The 16466-nt window shown below is 64.7% G+C and carries 13 protein-coding genes; 6 read left to right on the forward strand and 7 right to left on the reverse strand.

Annotated features, from left to right (window positions below; genetic code table 11):
• Positions 1-607 precede the first annotated feature (607 nt).
• Both tssA and ppc read right to left on the reverse strand, forming a co-directional pair.
• Positions 608-1705, reverse strand: coding sequence for a type VI secretion system protein TssA (gene tssA, locus ABEA02_RS07050; protein WP_345532172.1), 1098 nt, complete (start codon positions 1703-1705; stop codon positions 608-610).
• A 238-nt stretch (positions 1706-1943) separates the two neighbouring features.
• Positions 1944-4700: a phosphoenolpyruvate carboxylase gene (gene ppc, locus ABEA02_RS07055; protein WP_345532173.1), complete on the reverse strand. Its 2757-nt coding sequence runs from the start codon at positions 4698-4700 to the stop codon at positions 1944-1946.
• A 230-nt stretch (positions 4701-4930) separates the two neighbouring features.
• Between ppc and hemC the strand changes: the two genes are divergently transcribed.
• Genes hemC through ABEA02_RS07075 form a run of 4 tightly spaced genes read left to right on the forward strand, consistent with a single transcriptional unit; the run spans position 4931 to position 9010 of the window.
• Positions 4931-5872, forward strand: a complete 942-nt coding sequence (gene hemC / locus ABEA02_RS07060) for a hydroxymethylbilane synthase (protein ID WP_345532174.1) — start codon at positions 4931-4933, stop codon at positions 5870-5872.
• Positions 5865-6638 carry a uroporphyrinogen-III synthase gene (locus ABEA02_RS07065; RefSeq protein WP_345532176.1) on the forward strand — a complete coding sequence of 258 codons (774 nt, stop codon included), beginning with the start codon at positions 5865-5867 and terminating at the stop codon, positions 6636-6638. The genes hemC and ABEA02_RS07065 overlap by 8 nt, the downstream gene beginning before the upstream one ends.
• Before the next feature lie 19 nt (positions 6639-6657).
• On the forward strand, positions 6658-7833 hold the full coding sequence (locus tag ABEA02_RS07070; RefSeq protein WP_345532177.1) for a uroporphyrinogen-III C-methyltransferase: 1176 nt from the start codon (positions 6658-6660) through the stop codon (positions 7831-7833).
• A 1-nt stretch (position 7834) separates the two neighbouring features.
• Positions 7835-9010: a heme biosynthesis HemY N-terminal domain-containing protein gene (locus ABEA02_RS07075; protein WP_345532178.1), complete on the forward strand. Its 1176-nt coding sequence runs from the start codon at positions 7835-7837 to the stop codon at positions 9008-9010.
• Positions 9011-9070: 60 nt separating this feature from the next.
• On the opposite strand, the gene ABEA02_RS07080 is transcribed toward ABEA02_RS07075, so the two are convergent.
• The 3 genes from ABEA02_RS07080 to ABEA02_RS07090 form a co-directional block, all read right to left on the reverse strand.
• Complete coding sequence (locus ABEA02_RS07080) at positions 9071-9751, reverse strand: S1C family serine protease (protein ID WP_345532179.1); 681 nt, start codon at positions 9749-9751, stop codon at positions 9071-9073.
• Positions 9748-10368 carry a hypothetical protein gene (locus ABEA02_RS07085; RefSeq protein ID WP_345532180.1) on the reverse strand — a complete coding sequence of 207 codons (621 nt, stop codon included), beginning with the start codon at positions 10366-10368 and terminating at the stop codon, positions 9748-9750. The genes ABEA02_RS07080 and ABEA02_RS07085 overlap by 4 nt, the downstream gene beginning before the upstream one ends.
• 74 nt (positions 10369-10442) lie before the next feature.
• Positions 10443-10859 carry a reverse transcriptase-like protein gene (locus ABEA02_RS07090; protein ID WP_345532181.1) on the reverse strand — a complete coding sequence of 139 codons (417 nt, stop codon included), beginning with the start codon at positions 10857-10859 and terminating at the stop codon, positions 10443-10445.
• Between the two features lie 66 nt (positions 10860-10925).
• On the opposite strand from ABEA02_RS07090, the gene ABEA02_RS07095 reads away from it, so the two are divergent.
• Together ABEA02_RS07095 and ABEA02_RS07100 are read left to right on the forward strand one after the other, a co-directional pair.
• Positions 10926-11816, forward strand: coding sequence for a DMT family transporter (locus ABEA02_RS07095; protein WP_345532182.1), 891 nt, complete (start codon positions 10926-10928; stop codon positions 11814-11816).
• Positions 11817-11907: 91 nt separating this feature from the next.
• A complete protein-coding gene (locus ABEA02_RS07100; protein ID WP_345532183.1) occupies positions 11908-12468 on the forward strand; it encodes a DUF4124 domain-containing protein in 561 nt (186 codons plus the stop codon).
• Positions 12469-12627: 159 nt separating this feature from the next.
• On the opposite strand, the gene malQ is transcribed toward ABEA02_RS07100, so the two are convergent.
• Positions 12628-14172 (reverse strand): 4-alpha-glucanotransferase, encoded by a 1545-nt coding sequence (gene malQ / locus ABEA02_RS07105; RefSeq protein WP_345532184.1) that lies wholly within the window; start codon positions 14170-14172, stop codon positions 12628-12630.
• A 58-nt stretch (positions 14173-14230) separates the two neighbouring features.
• Positions 14231-16342: a glycogen debranching protein GlgX gene (glgX, locus tag ABEA02_RS07110; RefSeq protein WP_345532185.1), complete on the reverse strand. Its 2112-nt coding sequence runs from the start codon at positions 16340-16342 to the stop codon at positions 14231-14233.
• Positions 16343-16466: the final 124 nt, after the last annotated feature.

Here is a 16466-nt window from a genome sequence, read left to right on the forward strand (position 1 = left end):
TACTTGACCGACCCCATTGACGGATAACTCTCCAGAAAAACCCGACCGACGAATTTGTTTTATTTGCTGTTCTTGTTAGTGCGGAAAGTTGTTTTTGCCGAAATGCAGGAAAAACAATAAATACGCATAAAAGAATTATCGCAGTAGCATATAGCGTCAAAAGTATAACGGCCATTCAGACTCCGTTCGACCGCCACCCGTCAGCCGCAGACGGGCGTATTTACTGGCTTTCTGGCTATTTCGACAGATGTGTCAAAAACGCTTCCAGAGGCGCCGGGGTTTTGTTTTTGTGTTACGGAAATGCTTGCCGCATGACGCATTCCGGATCGAACGCGGGATGGTGCAGACAGCGGGCTCGCGAGGCAACCGTACGCCCGGGCAACTTGCGGTGCATCGGACTTGATCGCGCTGAGCGGACGCTCAATGAGGATGAGTGGTTTGAGAGTGTGCTGCCTGTGTGAACGTGACGCTACGGCGTGAGGCGTACGCAATCTGCACAGCCGCGTTGGTGCACATGAGCGCCTCAGCAGCGAAAACGCTTTACTAGCGGCGCGCGGGCGAGTGGCGCAGGAGCCTCAGTCAGCGAGCGTTCCGATCTGTGGAGAGATCAGTCTTGTTCAGGCTGTTCGTCCATGCCCAGCAGGTCTTCGAAGCGGGCGAGCGCGCCGTCTTCCTTGAGCACGGCTTTGAGCCATACGTGCAGGGGCATCTCGCCCCAGCGGGCAGCCTTGTCGGCGAGGTAGGCGACAGGGCTGTGCGGTTCGGTGCGGCGGAAGAATTCGGCAACGATGCGCAGCTGCTGCAGGGCCTGCTCGCGGTTGCGGATCGGGCCGCTGGCGTGCGGGCCTGCCGGTGTGGCGGCGTCGGTGGTGTCGGGGCTGATCTGCGTGCCGGCTTCGTCGCTGTCTGTGCTGTTGTCGCCCAGCGCGCTGCTATCGACGACGCCGTTCTCGCGCGTCAGGCGAGCGATGGTGGAGACGTATTCTTCAAGTGCGCTCTTGAGTGCGGTGAAAGACGGGCCATCCATGCCAAGGCGTTCATCGGCGACGCGAGACAGGGCATCGAGTGCGTCGGTGCAGCGCACGCACTCTGGCGTGGCTTGCTGGTAGAAGCTGCGTGGTGTGGCACGCTGGGCATCACGAAACTGCTGCAGGGAGACGCGGTTGGCGCCTTGTGCTGCTTCGTCACCCCGGTCGAGCAATGGTTGCAGCGCGCGCGCGCCGTCGAGCACGAGCAGGCCCCAGGCCTGTCCCTTGCCGCGCACCAGCGGTAGTGTGCGGATCAGTTCCAGTGCGCGCTTGATGAACAGGCTGAGGTTGCCGATGCGCTGTTCGAAGTCATTGTCCTCGGGCAGCGGGTGCACCGTATCCCAGTAGCGCTCGAACAGCCCGCCCATCAGCGTGAAGCCATCAGCAAGGCCCGCCACGCCGTGCAGTTTGCTGGCGGCTTCGGTGTACCAGATCGCCAGACGCAGATCCTTGGTGCGTGAGGTGAACAGCGTCTCGGCGATATCGAGCACGCGTGGCCAGTCGGCTTCCTTGATCTGGGCGACCCATTCGCCCTGGTCCAGCGAGGCATCATCCTCGCGCCGCGCTTCCTGGATGGTGTCGAACTCGCCCGAGAAGCTCATGTCCTCGCCACAAGGCTGATCGGAGGAGACGGGAGCAAGCAGGGTGTCAACGGAGGGAAGCGGACGGGTACTCATGAGAAAGCCTGTCTGGAATCGGATGGGGATGGCGCGTGTGCGAGACCGCGCAGTGTGCCATCAGCACAAAGACATGCCCAATACCACGCGTCACTTTTCTTTTCCTGGGGCTGCGCGGGCCGCAGAATGGATTTGACATATTTCCGAATATCGCCGGAATCTACATTTCGATCAGCGGCGCTCCAAAAGAGAACGGGGTGCCCGCAGGCACCCCGTCCGGTTCGCTGTTTCGTAAAAATCAGCCGCTGTTGCGCAGGCCGCCGGCAATGCCGTTGATGGAGAGCAGCACACCACGGCGAACGCGGTCATCGGCCTCGCCATCGCGGAAGCGATGCAGCAGTTCGACCTGCACATGGTTGAGCGGATCGAGGTAGGGGAAGCGGTTCTTGATCGAGCGCTTGAGCAGCGGGTTGCCGTCAAGCAGCTCGGCATTGCCCGATATGGTCAGCAGTGCAGAAACCGTGTCCTCCCACTCGCCCTTGATGCGCGGGAAGATCTTGTTGCGCAGGGCTTCGTCCTTGACCAGCGCGGCGTAGCGCGAGGCGATGGCCATGTCGCTCTTGGCCAGCACCATGTCCATGTTGGAGAGTTGTGTAGCGAAGAAGCTCCACTCCTTGTACATCGCTTGCAGCAGCTCCAGGCCCTTGGGACCGTGGCGCTTGACGTAGTCATTGACCGCCGAGCCGAAGCCGAACCAGCCCGGCAGCATCACGCGCGCCTGTGCCCACGAGAACACCCAGGGAATCGCGCGCAGGTCTTCGATGGCCGTGCTCTTCTTGCGCGACGCCGGGCGCGAGCCGATGTTGAGGTTGGCGATCTCCGAGATCACGGTGGATTCCCAGAAATACTGCTCGAAGCCTTCGGTCTCGTAGACGAGGCCACGGTAGGTCTTGAAGGCGTGGTCCGACAGCTCGTCCATGGCCTGCAGGTATTCAGGGCGCGGCGCGGCTTCCGGGTGGGCGAGCAGGGTCGCTTCCATGGTGGCGGCAACCAGCACTTCGAGATTGCGACGGCCGACTTCCGGGTTCGAGTACTTCGAGGCGATGACTTCACCCTGCTCGGTGAGACGGATCTGCGCCTGCACTGCACCGCCCGGCTGCGCCAGGATGGCCTGGTAGCTGGGACCGCCGCCGCGGCCCACCGAGCCGCCACGGCCGTGGAACAGACGCATGCGCACGCCGTGCTTCTTGAACGATTCGATGAGCTGGATCTCGGCCTTGTAGAGCTCCCAGCCCGAGGTCAGGAAGCCGCCGTCCTTGTTGGAGTCGGAGTAGCCGAGCATGACCTCTTGCGTATCGAGACGCGACTTCACGAGCTCGCGATAGAGCGGCACGGACAGCAGGCGATCCATCACGCCAGCAGAAATCTGCAGGTCGCCGATGGTCTCGAACAGCGGGATGATGTTGACGTCCAGTGTCTTGGCGTGCGGCTTGAGCAGGCCGACTTCTTTCAGCAGCACGGCAAGTTCGAGCATGTCGGAGACGCCATCGGTCTTCGAGATGATCGCGTTGGGCACGCAGTTCGGGCCGTAGACGCGATGCGCGTCGGCAACGGCCTGGAAGATGGCCATTTCGCCGCGGGTCTCTTCCGAGTAGCTGACGCCCGGCGAAGCGAGCACGCGCGGTGTGGCGAGTTCTTCGAGCAGCAGCGCGATGCGCCCTTCTTCGTCGAGTTTGAGGTACTCGGTGCCCGGGCGGCTGTAGGACAGCAGTTCGGCCACGGTGCGCTCATGTACGTCGGAGTTCTGGCGCACGTCCAGCGCAGCGAGGTGGAAGCCGAAGGTGCGCACGGCGCGACGCAGGCCGCGCAGGCGGCCACGGGCCAGTTCGCCGGTGCCGTGCTCCTTGAGCGAGTGATGGATGACTTCGAGCTCGTCGAGCAATTCCTGCACCGAGGCGTAGGCCGGCTCGCTGTGCGAAGGGCGGCCCAGCGTCTTTCCGAGCAGGGCCACTGCCGTGGCTTGCAGGCGCGCATACACGCTGCGCAGGGCGCGGCGATAAGGCTCGTCCTCGCCGTGGCCGTTGCGCGTCGGCGCGCGGTCGCCCATGGCGATGACTTCCGGCGACACGGTGACCAGCGCGCTGGAGAGCGACAGACCGGCGCTGAGGCGATAGATCTCGTCGAGGTAGAAGCCGAGTACGACTTCGCTCTGCATGCGCAGGGCTTCACGCAGCACGTCGGCGGTGACGAAGGGGTTGCCGTCGCGGTCGCCGCCGATCCAGCTGCCCATGCGCAGGATGCCGGGCAGCTCGGTGCCTGCCCAGGCTTCGTCATGCTTGGCCAGGGTGTCTTCGAGGCGGGCATACAGGCGCGGCACCTCGCGCAGGAAGGTGTAGTCGTAGAACGACAGACCATTGGCGACTTCGTCGAGCACCGACAGCTTGGCGGGACGCAGCATGCGCGTCTCCCACAGCACCAGCACGCAGCGGCGCAGCTCGGCGTCGTTCTGCGCCACTTCGTCCGGCGTCATCTCGATACGGTCACGCTGGTCGAGCAGTTCGGCAATGCGCAGCTGGCAGGTCAGGATGCTCTTGCGTTGCACTTCGGTCGGGTGGGCCGTCAGCACGGGGCTGATGAGGGCGTTCTTGAAGAAGTCGCTGACCTTCTCGCGCGGCAGCTTGGCCTGGTCGGCGAGGTCCAGCGCATGCGCCACGCTGCCTTCACGCGGCAGCGAGCCGGCGCGCAGGTGCATGCGCGAGCGGCGGATGTGGTGCTGGTCTTCAGCGATGTTGGAGAGGTGCGAGAAGTAGCTGAAGGCGCGCACGACATGGATCGTGTCCTCGCGCGACAGGCTGTCGAGCAGGGCTTCGAGCTCCTTGCGGGCGGCGAAGTCCTCGTCGCGGTGGAAGCGGATCGACGTCTGGCGGATCTTTTCGATCAGCTCGAAAACAGAGTCGCCCTCCTGGGACCGCACGGTGTCGCCGAGGATGCGGCCCAGCAGCCGCGTGTCTTCCCGCAGGGGGATGTCCTTGCCTTGCTCGTTCAGATTGCTCATGGGTGTCTGTCTTGTTCGTGTATCCGCCTTCGGCGGCACGCCATCGTTGGATGGCCACGTTGGGGAAAACCGCAAGTTTATCAGCCGGATGCCCCATTACGGCGCATCGCAGCAAGCGAGGCGTCGGCGGGGTATGCACCAGAATCAGGCCAAAACCTGCGTGCTAAGATGCCGATCACTCAAGACGCAACAAGCGTGCCGTCCAGACGGAACGCTGACCGAGAGCCCGCATGTCGTTCAATCCCCCCGAAAAACTGCGCATCGCCACGCGCGAAAGCCGCCTGGCAATGTGGCAGGCAGAACACGTCAAGGCTCGCCTTGAAGCAGCCTGGCCCGGTTGTGAAGTCACCTTGCTGGGCATGACCACGCGCGGCGACCAGATCCTCGATCGCACGCTGTCGAAGGTCGGCGGCAAGGGCCTGTTCGTCAAGGAGCTCGAAGAGGCGTTGCTTGATGGTCGCGCCGACCTCGCCGTGCATTCCATGAAGGACGTGCCGGCCGAGATGCCCGAGGGCTTCGCCCTGATTGCCACACTGGAGCGCGAACGTCCGTTCGATGCTTTCGTGTCAAACAGGTACGCAAGCCTCGATGACATGCCGCCCGGGGCCGTGATCGGCACCTCCAGCCTGCGCCGTGAAGCCCAGCTGCACGCGCTATACCCCTTTCTGGGTGTCGAGCCCCTGCGTGGCAACCTCGACACGCGTCTGCGCAAGCTTGACGAGGGCAAGTACGACGCCATCATCCTTGCCGCCGCTGGTCTGCAACGTCTGGGCTTGTCGGAACGTATCCGTAGCGTGCTCCCTGCCGATGTCTGCCTGCCGGCTGCAGGGCAGGGCGCGCTGGGCATCGAGGCGCGCGCTGACCGTGCCGATGTGGCCGCCTGGCTCGCGCCGCTGGTCGACCCGCTGACGACGGCCTGCGTCGCCGCTGAACGCGCGCTGACGCGCCGTCTTGGCGGCAGTTGTGAGGTGCCCATCGGCGCCTTCTGCGAGCCCGTGGGTCAGCAACTGCACCTGCGTGCGCTGGTGGCGTCGGCCGATGGTCAACAAATCGTGCGTGCCGAAGGCATGGCGTCGGCCGATGCCGCGCGTGCGCTGGGTGAGCGTCTGGCCGATGAGTTGCTCGCGGGCGGTGCAGATCGCATCCTCGCCAGTCTGGGTGGTCATGCCTGAAGCGCGCCGCCTCACCGGTCGCAGGGTCGTCATCACGCGACCCGCGCCGCAGGCCGACGGGCTCATCCGTCTGCTGCAGACGGTGGGGGCCGAGCCAATCTTCTTCCCTGTCATCGACATCCTGCCGCTGGCCGACACCGCGCCGCTCGCCGCGCTGGCTGATCAGCTCGCGCAGATCGACGCGGCTTTCTTCGTCAGCCGCAATGCCGTTGCGCAGACGCTGGCCGTGCTGCCGCGCGAGCGCTGGCCTGACAGCGTTGCCATTTCTACCGTCGGCCCGGGCAGTGCGGCAGATCTGCGCGCGGCGGGCTTCGCCGATGTGCTGGTACCGGCCACGCAGTTCGACAGCGAAGGCGTGCTCGCACTGGAAGTTTTTTCGGCGGCGAAGATCGCCGGCAAGCGCGTGCTGATCCTGCGCGGTGACGGTGGTCGCGAACTGTTGGCCGAAGTGCTGCAGCAGCGCGGCGCCATCGTGCAGGTACAGCCTTGCTATCGACGCATGCCTGCGCAGACCGATGCCACAGCGCTGCGCGAAGCGTGGCGTCATGGCGGCATCGATGCCTTGAGTTTCACCAGCAGCGAGGGCGCACGCAATTTCGCCAGCCTGCTGGGCGAAGAGGCTGCCGCCCTGCTGGCGAGTTGCGCCTGTTTCGTGCCGCACGAACGCATCGCACAGCAACTGCGCGGACTCGGCGCGCGCTCCATCCGTCTGACAGAAGCAGGTGATGTCGGCCTGGTGGCCGCCCTGCAGGAACACTTTGCATAGCTTTGGGTAGAATTCCGTCATGAGCGAACAGCAAACCGAACAAGCCACAACGCCCGAGGCGCCGCCCGTGGCGCGGGCTGACACCAGCCCTGCCGGCAACGCACGCAGCACCTCGGGCAACCCTGTCACGGGCAGCACCTTGCTGACCCCGCGAGCCCAGATGACGATCGCGGTCGTCGTGCTGGTCTTCCTCGGCTGGCAGCTGCTCGACACGCGCAACGAACTGCGCAGCCTGCGCGAGGACATCGCACGCCGCGCTGGCGCCGAGTCTGCAGAACTGAGCAATGCACGCCAGCTGGCGCGCAATGGTCAGGAGAGCGCAGCCGCCCTGCAGGGCCGCGTGAGCACGCTGGAAGATCGCGTCGGCGACAGCGAAACGCAGCAGGCCGCGCTGGAGCGCATTTATCAGGACCTGTCGCGCAACCGCGATGACCGTCTGCTGCAGGAAGCCGAACAGGCCGTGTCGCTGGCCAGCCAGCAACTGCAGCTCGCCGGCAATGTGCCGGTGGCTTTGTCCGCACTGCAGCTTGCCGATGCACGCCTCGCCAGCAGCGCACAGACGCGGCTGTTGCCCTTGCGCCGCGCCATCGCGCAAGACATCGAACGGCTGCGTGCCTTGCCACTGGTTGACGTGACCGGCATGTCGCTGGAGCTGGAGGCCCTGCTCGCGCGCATCGATACCCTGCCGTTTGCCTTCGAGCGCATGCCGCCCGCAAAGCCGGCCGCCGCACCTGTGGCTGCCCCGCGCAAGCCTGCCGCACCGGCGCCACGCAAGGGGGCTGCCACACCTGCCGCCGCGCCCTCGGCGCCGCAGGCCGAAGACACCAGCGCGCCGGGCTGGGTGACGTTGGCCGGTGATCTGTGGGGCGACTTCAAGGGCCTGCTGCGCATCGAGCGCCTGGACTCCGACGACGTCAATCTGCTGTCGCCGCAACAGGCCAGCTACCTGCGCGAGAACATCCGCCTGCGTCTGCTGTCGGCGCGACTGGCTCTCTTGCAGCGTGATGGCCGTATGTTCGCCGAAGACCTCAACCAGGCGCGCGGCATGCTGGAGAAGTATTTCGACATCAAGGCCCCCGCCGTCGCCGGTACGGCCGAAGAGTTGCGCCAGATGGCATCGGCCCGACTGATCGTCGACCTGCCGGCGCTCAGTGAGAGCGAGGCGGCCCTGCGTCGTCTGCGTCAGGTGCGCTGACATGGTGCGCGCATTGTTCTGGCTCGTCGCCCTGTTCACGGCGGCTGTCGCCATCACCCTGTTGTCGCGTTACAACCAGGCCTATGCCTTGCTGGTGTGGCCGCCCTGGCGCATACAGATCTCGGCCAACCTGCTCATCGTGCTGAGCCTGGCCGGTTTCGCGCTGCTGTACTTCCTCACGCGTCTCGTTTCCCAGGCACTGACGCTGCCCGTTGAAGTGCAAGCCTGGCGCAAGCGTCGTCAGGCAGAGGCTGCCTATCGCTACCTCACCGATGCGCAGCGTCTGTATCTCGAAGGGCGTGCCGGGCAGGCCTTCAAGCATGCCGAAAGCGCCTACGAGAACGGCGCACCCCAAGGCCTCAGCGCCCTGATCGCCGCGCGTGCCGCACACGCCATGCGCGAGCAGGAACGCCGCGACCACTGGTTGACCATCGCGCGCGACCATGACAAGGAAGTGCGCATGTCGCGCCTCATGCTCGAAGCCGAATTCGCGATTGCCGAGCGCCGCTTCGATGATGCCGCCGCGCGCCTCGACGAACTGCGCAATGCCGGTCACCGCCACATCGCCGTGCTGCGTCTCGCGCTGCAGGCCGAGCAGGCGCGCGGCCGTTGGCACGAGGTAGCGCGCATCGCACGGCAGCTGCGCAAGGTCAAAGCGCTGAGTGCCGAGCAAGCCGCACCGCTGGTGCGCCGTGCCCACATTGAACAGATGCGCGAAGCCGAAGGTGAGCTGGAGCAGATGCAACGCATCTGGAACAACATCACCACCGAAGAGAAACGCGATGTCGGCCTGCTGCTGCGCGTGGTGCCCTACCTCGTCGCTTCAGGCGACCTCGTGCTCGGCCCGCAAGCCATCGAGGACGCCCTGGAGCAGGAGTGGGAGCCCGAGCTTGCCGTGCTCTACGGCCGCTGCCGCACGCTCGACCTGCACCGCCAGCTGGTCACCGCCGAAGGCTGGCTCAAGCAGCATCCTGACGACGCCGGCTTGCTGCTGACCCTCGCACGCTTGTGCCTGCGCGGCCAGCTGTGGGGCAAGGCGCAGAGTTACCTCGAAGCCTCGCTATCGATCACGCCGACGCGTGCGGCGCACCTCGAACTGGCAAAGCTTGCTGAGTCGCTCGGCAAGCACGAGCTCGCGCAGGGCAGCTTCCGCGCGGCCGCCGAACTGGGGGCCTGACAAGCCAGCGCAAAAACAAAGGGCCGCAACTGCGGCCCTTTTTCTTTGCCTGTCGGCCTCTCAGCGTGACGGTTTGCGCTGGCTCGCATACCAGGCGTCGAGTTGTTCTTTGCTCCGTGCCGGCAGATCGTCGAGCCATTCTGCCGGCAGTGCGAAGTTGAGGTTCTGCATACCGGTGCCCACTGCAACGCGCTGTGTGATGCCCAGCAGCCGGCCCTCCAGATCAAACAGACCTCCGCCGCTGGAGCCTGGCGAGAAAGGGGCTGAGGTCTGGATAGCCTCGATCTTCTGATCGTCGTCGTACTGCAGGCGCGAGATGAGCCCGTCAGAAAGGGTCATTTCCAGCGCGCGCGGATTGCCCAGCGTGACAACGCGCTGCCCGACAACGAGCGATTGCGCATTGATGCGCTTGACCGGTGGGGCATCGAATTTTTCATCTGTCACCGACACCATGCACAGATCGCGTTCCAGGTCGACGTACTCAAGCTTGCCTTTGAAACTGAGCTTGTCCTTGACCAGGACGAAGCTGGCCGCCTTGCTCAGGACGTGGCAGTTGGTAATGAGGCGGCGTGGCTCTACAACCACGGCAGACCCCGAGCCCGTGGGAACGCTGCCGCTGTCAAAGGTGCGCACCAGCCAGACGCTGGGGGCAATCTGTTTGAACAGCTGGTCGGGTTCCATGGCGTTCGCCGTGGGTGCGGCCAGAAACAAACACGACAGCATCAATGCGGGTAGTTTCACGGCTTGGCTCCCGTTTCGGCTGGGGCGGGGGGCAGCAGACTTTTCAGGTCACTCATCTGCATGCCACTGCGGTTCAGTTTGCGCGTTTTGGCGAGCTCGGCATCAATGTCGGCTGACAAACAGTAGTTGCCGGTTTCTACCCCGTTGGCACTTGGGCGACGCTGAAAGGAATGCTGCTCGGTTTTGGCTGCAACGGGATCCGTTATGTCGAGAATGTTCACGCTGCACGTATCCACTGTCGCCGTTGTCATGAACAGCGCGTAGTTTTTCTCCGCGGCAGGTTTGAACGTCACCAGGACGCCGCACACTTTTCCCGCTTGAATCCGGTGTGTGAAAAGGAACGTTTGCGGGACATCCGCCGGTATCGTCGTGCCGCTTAGCAATGCCTCACCCGGTTTTGAAGTGGAGGTAACCAGGCGCGGGGTGCTGCAATTGGCCGAATCGGCAAATGAGAAAATGGCGCCCGTGCCAAACAGTGCCGCAGAGCGCAGCTGGATCTTGGCGACCTTGCCACTGGCGGGCGCGACGTATGGAACGATGACTGGGCGTTTCGGTGCAGCACAGGCGGCCAGCACTGCGGGCAGTAGGAGGAGGGTGATTCCACGCAAGCGGTTCATTCGTCGCCTTCCTTAAGGACTCGATGCAAGATAGCACGCTGCCACAGTGCCGGTTGATCAGGGGCGGCCAGATTTCACGCTGGACGTGCGGGCAGGCCCAGTGCGCTGCGGGCGAGATTATCGGCGATCAGATTGCGGTGTGCCGGCACCCAGCGCAAGGTGGCGCTGTCGAAGCGGGCGAGGGTTTCATTGACCAGTGCGAAGACAGTGGGCAGGCCCGGGTAGGGGCGTGCTGCCGTGCCGCTGAGCTCGTCGATGACAACGCGGCTGTCACTGTGCAGGGCAATGCAGTCGGCACCAAGGGAGAGTGCCGTTTGCAACGCCAGCAGCAGGGCGCGTAGCTCGGCTTCGTTATTGCTGCCATGACCGGGCAGCAATTGCGAAATACGCGTCTCGCGGCCATCCGGCGCGAGGATCAGTACCCCCGCCGCCATGCGACCCGGATTGGGCAGGGCACTGCCGTCGCAGAAGATTTGCCAGACGTCTTCCATGACCGGACTGTACCGGTAATCACACCGGGCCGGCGTCCGTGGCAGGGCGGCGTACACTGCGGCCCCATGTTCGCCGCCCTGCCAAATACCGCGCTTTACCTCATCGCCACGCTCATATGGGGTTCGACCTGGCTGGCGATCACCTGGCAGCTCGGCGAGGTGCCGCCGGCTGTGTCGGTGGGCTGGCGATTCCTGATGGCCGGTTGTGTGTTGCTGGCGTGGAGTCGTTTGCGCGGTGAATCGCTGCGCCTGCCGTGGCGTGAATACGGGTGGTGCCTGTGGCAGGGCATCCTGCTATTCGGCGTCAGTTACGTCTGCGTTTACGAAGCAGAGCGGTGGATCGCCTCCGGCCTGATGGCCGTGCTCAATTCGTCCATGCTGTTGTTCAACCTGATTGGCATGCGCCTCGCATTCGACAAGCGTATTGATGCGCAAAGCGCTATCGGAGCAGCCCTGGGGACCGCCGGTATTGCGCTGGTGTTCTGGCCCGAAGTGCTGGCTGACCACGCAACAGGCAGCTGGCGTGGCGTCGCCTACGGGCTGGCTGCTGCGTTGATCGCTTCGTGCGGCAACCTCGTGGCGCAACGCAACCGGCAAGCCGCCCAACCGTTGCTGCCGGGCACGGGCTGCGCAATGGTGCTGGGCGGCGCCAGTGCGCTTGTCCTGGCCCTGCTGACCGGGCAGCCGCTGGGTTTCGATTTCCGCGCCCCTTACGTGCTTTCCCTGCTGTATCTCTCGTTGTTTGGCTCGGTGCTGGCCTTCCTTGCCTACTTCACCCTCATCGGACGCATCGGCGCCGGGCGTGCGGGCTACATGGCCGTGGCCGTGCCCATCCTCGCGCTGATCATGTCGGGCCTTTTCGAAGGCTTGCGCTGGACCGGCTGGACCGTGGCGGGCATCGCCTGCGCCGTGCTCGGCAACGTGGTCATGCTGCGCCGGCCTCAGACCGGGGCCTGACGCGAATCAGGGCGGATTTACCTCAGCTCTTGCGGCAAACAGGGAGTCGCTTTTCGCCGATAATCTGCTCACACATTCCGGGGGAGCGAGCATGTCGAAGTGGTTCGTGGTGGTGGCGATGCTGTGGGCATCGGCGGTGTCGGCGCAGGTCTACAAAAGCATCGGCCCTGACGGCAAGGTGATCTACAGCGACAAGCCGCCAGAAGCCGCCAAGGAAGTGACGCCCATGAACATCAAGGGCGCACCGCTGACCGACGAGTCCGATCCGCTCAAGGCCGCTGTGATGGTGCACGCCATTGACCAGACCGTCGAATCCTTCCACCAGTTCTGCCTGCGCGAGGAACCCGACGTCGCGCAGGCCGTGTCGCAGGCGCGTGAGAAGTGGGGCGCACAGCACTCCGCGCTCATCGGCAAGGCGCGCAGCATCCTGCAGACCGAGCTCAGCGAAGAGCAGCGCTACAACCTCACCGCGACATTGCGTCTCGCCGAGACCGATGTGCTGCAACAGCTCAAGCGCGCCACCAAGGCGCAGCGTACCGAGATGTGCAAGGCCTGGCCCGCGCGTTCCATGTCGCCTGAGTTGAACCTCATGGGCAAGCTCAAGCTGGTTGCCGCGGTGATGGACTTCAAGCCGGGTGCGAAGAAGCGCTAAGGGCGGTCACTGCTGGGTGAGTCAGATGTGTAGACGGGTTGGGTGCAATAAGCGCAGCGCATTGCACCGTATGGCGCGTATTCAACATCCGGCGCAATGCCCTTCGGTTATTGCGCCCTACGGCCCTCCGGAAGCCGTTTCGGGTTTTGCGGCAGCGGGTTAGCGCCGATACAACCGACACAGACTCGCCAGCAGCTCCGCATGGCGCGCTTCCAGCTGCGCCCACTCAAAGCGCCACTGCCAATAGCCCTCAGCCTTGCCCGGGAAGTTCATGCGCGCCTCTGACCCGAGCCCGAGGATGTCCTGCATGGGGTGGATGGCCGTGTCGGCGACGCTGGCGCAGGCGGCGCGGATGAGGGTCCAGTGGATGTCGTCGCCGCTGCAGGCGAGGTAGTCGCGCACGTGCTGACGTTCGGCTTCAGAGATCGTGGCCCACCAGCCTTGCGTGGTGTCGTTGTCGTGCGTGCCGGTGTAGACGACGGCGTCTTGCGTGTAGTTGTGCGGCAGGTAGGCGTTCGCATTTCGGCTCTCATCGCCACTGCCGAAGGCGAAGTGCAGGATGCGCATGCCGGGGAATTCGAACTGCACGCGCAGGGCCTCGACGTCGGGGGTGATGACGCCGAGGTCTTCGGCAATGATGGGCATGGGGCCAAGTGCCTGCGCGATGGCCTTGAACAGCGCTGCGCCGGGGCCGGTGACCCAGCGGCCGTTCATGGCGTGCTCATCGCTCCCCGGAATCTCCCAGTGCGCCGCGAAGCCACGGAAGTGGTCGATGCGCAGGATGTCGACAAGTTCGAAGCTGCGGCGGATACGCTGGATCCACCAGTGGTAGTTCTCCTTGGCGTGTGCGCTCCAGCGATAGAGCGGGTTGCCCCAGCGCTGGCCTGTTTCCGAAAATGCGTCGGGCGGCACACCTGCGACCACGTGCGGGCGGCCGTTGCTGTCGAGTTCGAAGAGGTCTTGTCGTGCCCACACTTCGGCGCTCTGGGCGGCGATGAAGATGGGAGCGTCGCCGACGATCTGGATGCCGCGCTCGTTGGCGTAGGTGCGCAGCTTCTTCCACTGGCGGAAGAAGTTCCACTGGCAGAACTTCCAGAAGGCGACGCGCGGTGCGTGCTGCTGCGCGGCGGTTTCGAGTGCGGATTGCTGGCGGCGGGCGAGGCCTGATGGCCAGTCGCACCAGTCCTGCCAGCCGTGGTGGTCGGCCAGCGACATGAAGAGCGCGTAGTCGTTGAGCCAGCCGCCTTGCTTGATGCAGAAGTTGATGTAGTCCTGCCGCTGTTCTGCGCTGGCACTGATGAGGAAGTTCTCGGCCGCGCGGCGCAGGCGCTCCATGCGCCAGGGGTGAACGGCAGCAAAGTTGAGCGAACTGGCGTCGAAGCCGGCGTCCGGTTCGAGGTCGTCGGCGGACAGCCAGCCGTGCGCCTGCAGGTCGATGAGGTCTATGAGCAGCACGTTGCCGGCAAACGCCGAGCTGCTCATGTAGGGCGAGTTGCCGGGGCCGATGCCGCCGAGCGGGAGGATCTGCCAGAGCTTCTGCCCTGCGGCGGCGAGCCAGTCAACGAAGCGGTAGGCGTCAGGGCCGAAGTCGCCGGAGCCGAAGGGGCCGGGCAGGGAGGTGGGATGCAGCAGGATGCCGCTGGCGCGAGGGAGTCTCATTGCTGGTTCCGGGGGGGAGCAAGTAGGGTGCGCACTGCGCACCATTCGGGGGGATGCAGGTGCGCGGTGCGCACCCTACCGATGTGGTGAACGCGTGGCGGTTTCATTGCGCGAACAACTTGATCTGCGCACCCGCTGCGGCCAGCAACACGACACTGTGCGCAGCGAGCGGGAAAGGGACTTCGCCTTGTTCGTACCAGCTCACTTCGCCGCGTGGGTGGCTGCTGTCGAGCCAGGCTTGCCACACGCCAGCGGGCAGCATGAAGGGGCGGTCTTCGTGACTGCCGTTGATGAGCAGCAGCAGCGGGGCGCCAGCACGGCCGGGCTTGCCGATGAGGCAGCCCAGCACGCGCTCGCTGCCGTCGCGCCAGGCCTGCCCATGCACGATGTCGCCGTTGCTGTTGAGCCAGATGAGGTCGTGCAGGCCCAGCGGATCGGTGAGCCCGCTGTACCACTCGCTGTCGAAGAGCAGGGCCTGACGGCGCAGTTCGAGCACCCGCGTGGTGAAGGCGATAAGGTCTTCGTCGGCGCGCGACCAGTCGATCCAGGTGATGGCGTTGTCCTGGCAATAGGGGTTGTTGTTGCCTTGCTGGCTGTGACCCAGCTCGTCGCCAGCGGCCAGCATGGGAACGCCCTGCGAGAACAGCGTGGTGGCCAGCAGGGCGCGTTGCAGGCGGCCGCGCAGGCGCAGGATGGCGGGATCTTGCGTAGGGCCTTCGATGCCGCAGTTGTTGCTGAGGTTGTGACCGTGGCCGTCGCGGTTGTGCTCGCCGTTGGCTTCGTTATGGCGGTCGTTGTAGCTCACCAGGTCGCGCAGGGTGAAGCCGTCGTGCGAGATGACGTAATTGATCGACGAAACAGGTTCGCGGCGACGTGACTGGAACAGATCGCTTGAGCCGCACAGGCGCATGGCGAGGTCGCCGCGTGTGCCTTGCTCACGCAGCCAGTAGCCGCGAATGGCGTCGCGGAAGTGGTCGTTCCACTCGCACCAGCCACGCGGAAAGTTGCCGACCTGGTAGCCGCCGGGGCCGACGTCCCAGGGCTCGGCAATCATCTTGACGCGCGACAGCACGGGGTCTTGCGCAATGGCGGTGAAGAAGGCGCTGCGGTTGTCGAAGCCGGTATCGGTGCGGCCGAGGATGGGCGCGAGATCGAAGCGGAAGCCGTCGACGTGCATCGCTTCGACCCAATAGCGCAGGCTGTCGAGCACCAGGCGCAGCATCGCCGGCTGGCGGATGTCCATGGTGTTGCCGCAGCCGGTGTCGTTGATGAAGTGACGCTTGTTCTCGCTGCCGAGGCGGTAGTAGCTGGCGTTGTCGAGGCCGCGGAAGCTGATGCAGGGGCCGCTGGCGTCGCCTTCACCGGTGTGGTTGTAGACCACGTCCAGCAGCACTTCGATGCCGGCGGCGTGCAACTGGCGCACCATGTATCGGAATTCGTCGCGCACCGACATGCCGTCGCAGCCCGATGCGTAGCGCGGGTCGGGGCTGAAGAAGTTGATGCTGTTGTAACCCCAGTAATTGACGAGGCCCATCTGCACGAGACGCTGTTCGTCGACGTGGTAATGCACCGGCAGCACCGACAGTGCCGTGACCCCCAAACGCTTGAGATGGGCCACCGAGGCCTTGTGTGCGAGACCGGCGTAGCTGCCACGCAAGGCCTCTGGAATTGCCGGGTTGCGCTGCGAGAAGCCTTTGACATGCACTTCGTAGATGACGGTGTCGGCCAGCGGGGTGTATGGGTGTTCGTCACCCGCCCAGTCAAAGTCGTCGCAGGGCGTGACACGCGCTTTCAGCGCAACGGCGGCGTTGTTGAGAGTGGAAGGTTGCAGATCCTGCCGGTTGCCCTGGCCTTTGTCGCAGGCGAACTGTTCGTCGCGCCATTCGAACTTGCCGACGATGTCGCGCGCGTAGGGGTCGAGCAGGACCTTGTGCGGGTTGAAGTAATGGCCGTCCTGCGGCGCCCAGGGACCATAGGCACGGAAGCCGTAGACCGTGCCGGGCACGGCTTCGGGCAGGTAGCCATGGAAGATGTCGTCAGTGCGCCCGATGAGGGGAAGGCGCGAGACTTCCTGTGTGCCGGTGGTGTCGAACAGACAGAGCTCGATGCGTGTGGCGTTGGCGGAGTAGACGGCGAAGTTGACGCCGCCGCCGTCGGGCGTGCTGCCGAGGGGCCAGGGGCGGCCGGGGAGGAGGGTGGCGCTGCGGGTGTTCATTGTTGTTGTGTGTGGTGCTACTTGTTGCGGGTGTCTTGCCCTCTCCCGGCCTGACGGCCACCCTCTCCCGCAAGCGGGAGAGGGGTACGCGATCCCCTCTCCCAAGCTTGGGAGAGGGTGGCCC

Origin of the sequence: Viridibacterium curvum (genome assembly GCF_039544165.1) — a bacterium.
GTDB lineage: Bacteria > Pseudomonadota > Gammaproteobacteria > Burkholderiales > Rhodocyclaceae > Viridibacterium > Viridibacterium curvum.

What these genes read in the sequence shown, in the direction of transcription:
- tssA (WP_345532172.1), bottom strand. Translation starts at nt 1,705, where the DNA reads ATGAGTACCCGTCCGCTTCCCTCCGTTGACACCCTGCTTGCTCCCGTC.
- ppc (WP_345532173.1), bottom strand. Translation starts at nt 4,700, where the DNA reads ATGAGCAATCTGAACGAGCAAGGCAAGGACATCCCCCTGCGGGAAGAC.
- hemC (WP_345532174.1), top strand. Translation starts at nt 4,931, where the DNA reads ATGTCGTTCAATCCCCCCGAAAAACTGCGCATCGCCACGCGCGAAAGC.
- ABEA02_RS07065 (WP_345532176.1), top strand. Translation starts at nt 5,865, where the DNA reads ATGCCTGAAGCGCGCCGCCTCACCGGTCGCAGGGTCGTCATCACGCGA.
- ABEA02_RS07070 (WP_345532177.1), top strand. Translation starts at nt 6,658, where the DNA reads ATGAGCGAACAGCAAACCGAACAAGCCACAACGCCCGAGGCGCCGCCC.
- ABEA02_RS07075 (WP_345532178.1), top strand. Translation starts at nt 7,835, where the DNA reads ATGGTGCGCGCATTGTTCTGGCTCGTCGCCCTGTTCACGGCGGCTGTC.
- ABEA02_RS07085 (WP_345532180.1), bottom strand. Translation starts at nt 10,368, where the DNA reads ATGAACCGCTTGCGTGGAATCACCCTCCTCCTACTGCCCGCAGTGCTG.
- ABEA02_RS07090 (WP_345532181.1), bottom strand. Translation starts at nt 10,859, where the DNA reads ATGGAAGACGTCTGGCAAATCTTCTGCGACGGCAGTGCCCTGCCCAAT.
- ABEA02_RS07095 (WP_345532182.1), top strand. Translation starts at nt 10,926, where the DNA reads ATGTTCGCCGCCCTGCCAAATACCGCGCTTTACCTCATCGCCACGCTC.
- ABEA02_RS07100 (WP_345532183.1), top strand. Translation starts at nt 11,908, where the DNA reads ATGTCGAAGTGGTTCGTGGTGGTGGCGATGCTGTGGGCATCGGCGGTG.
- malQ (WP_345532184.1), bottom strand. Translation starts at nt 14,172, where the DNA reads ATGGTGCGCAGTGCGCACCCTACTTGCTCCCCCCCGGAACCAGCAATG.
- glgX (WP_345532185.1), bottom strand. Translation starts at nt 16,342, where the DNA reads ATGAACACCCGCAGCGCCACCCTCCTCCCCGGCCGCCCCTGGCCCCTC.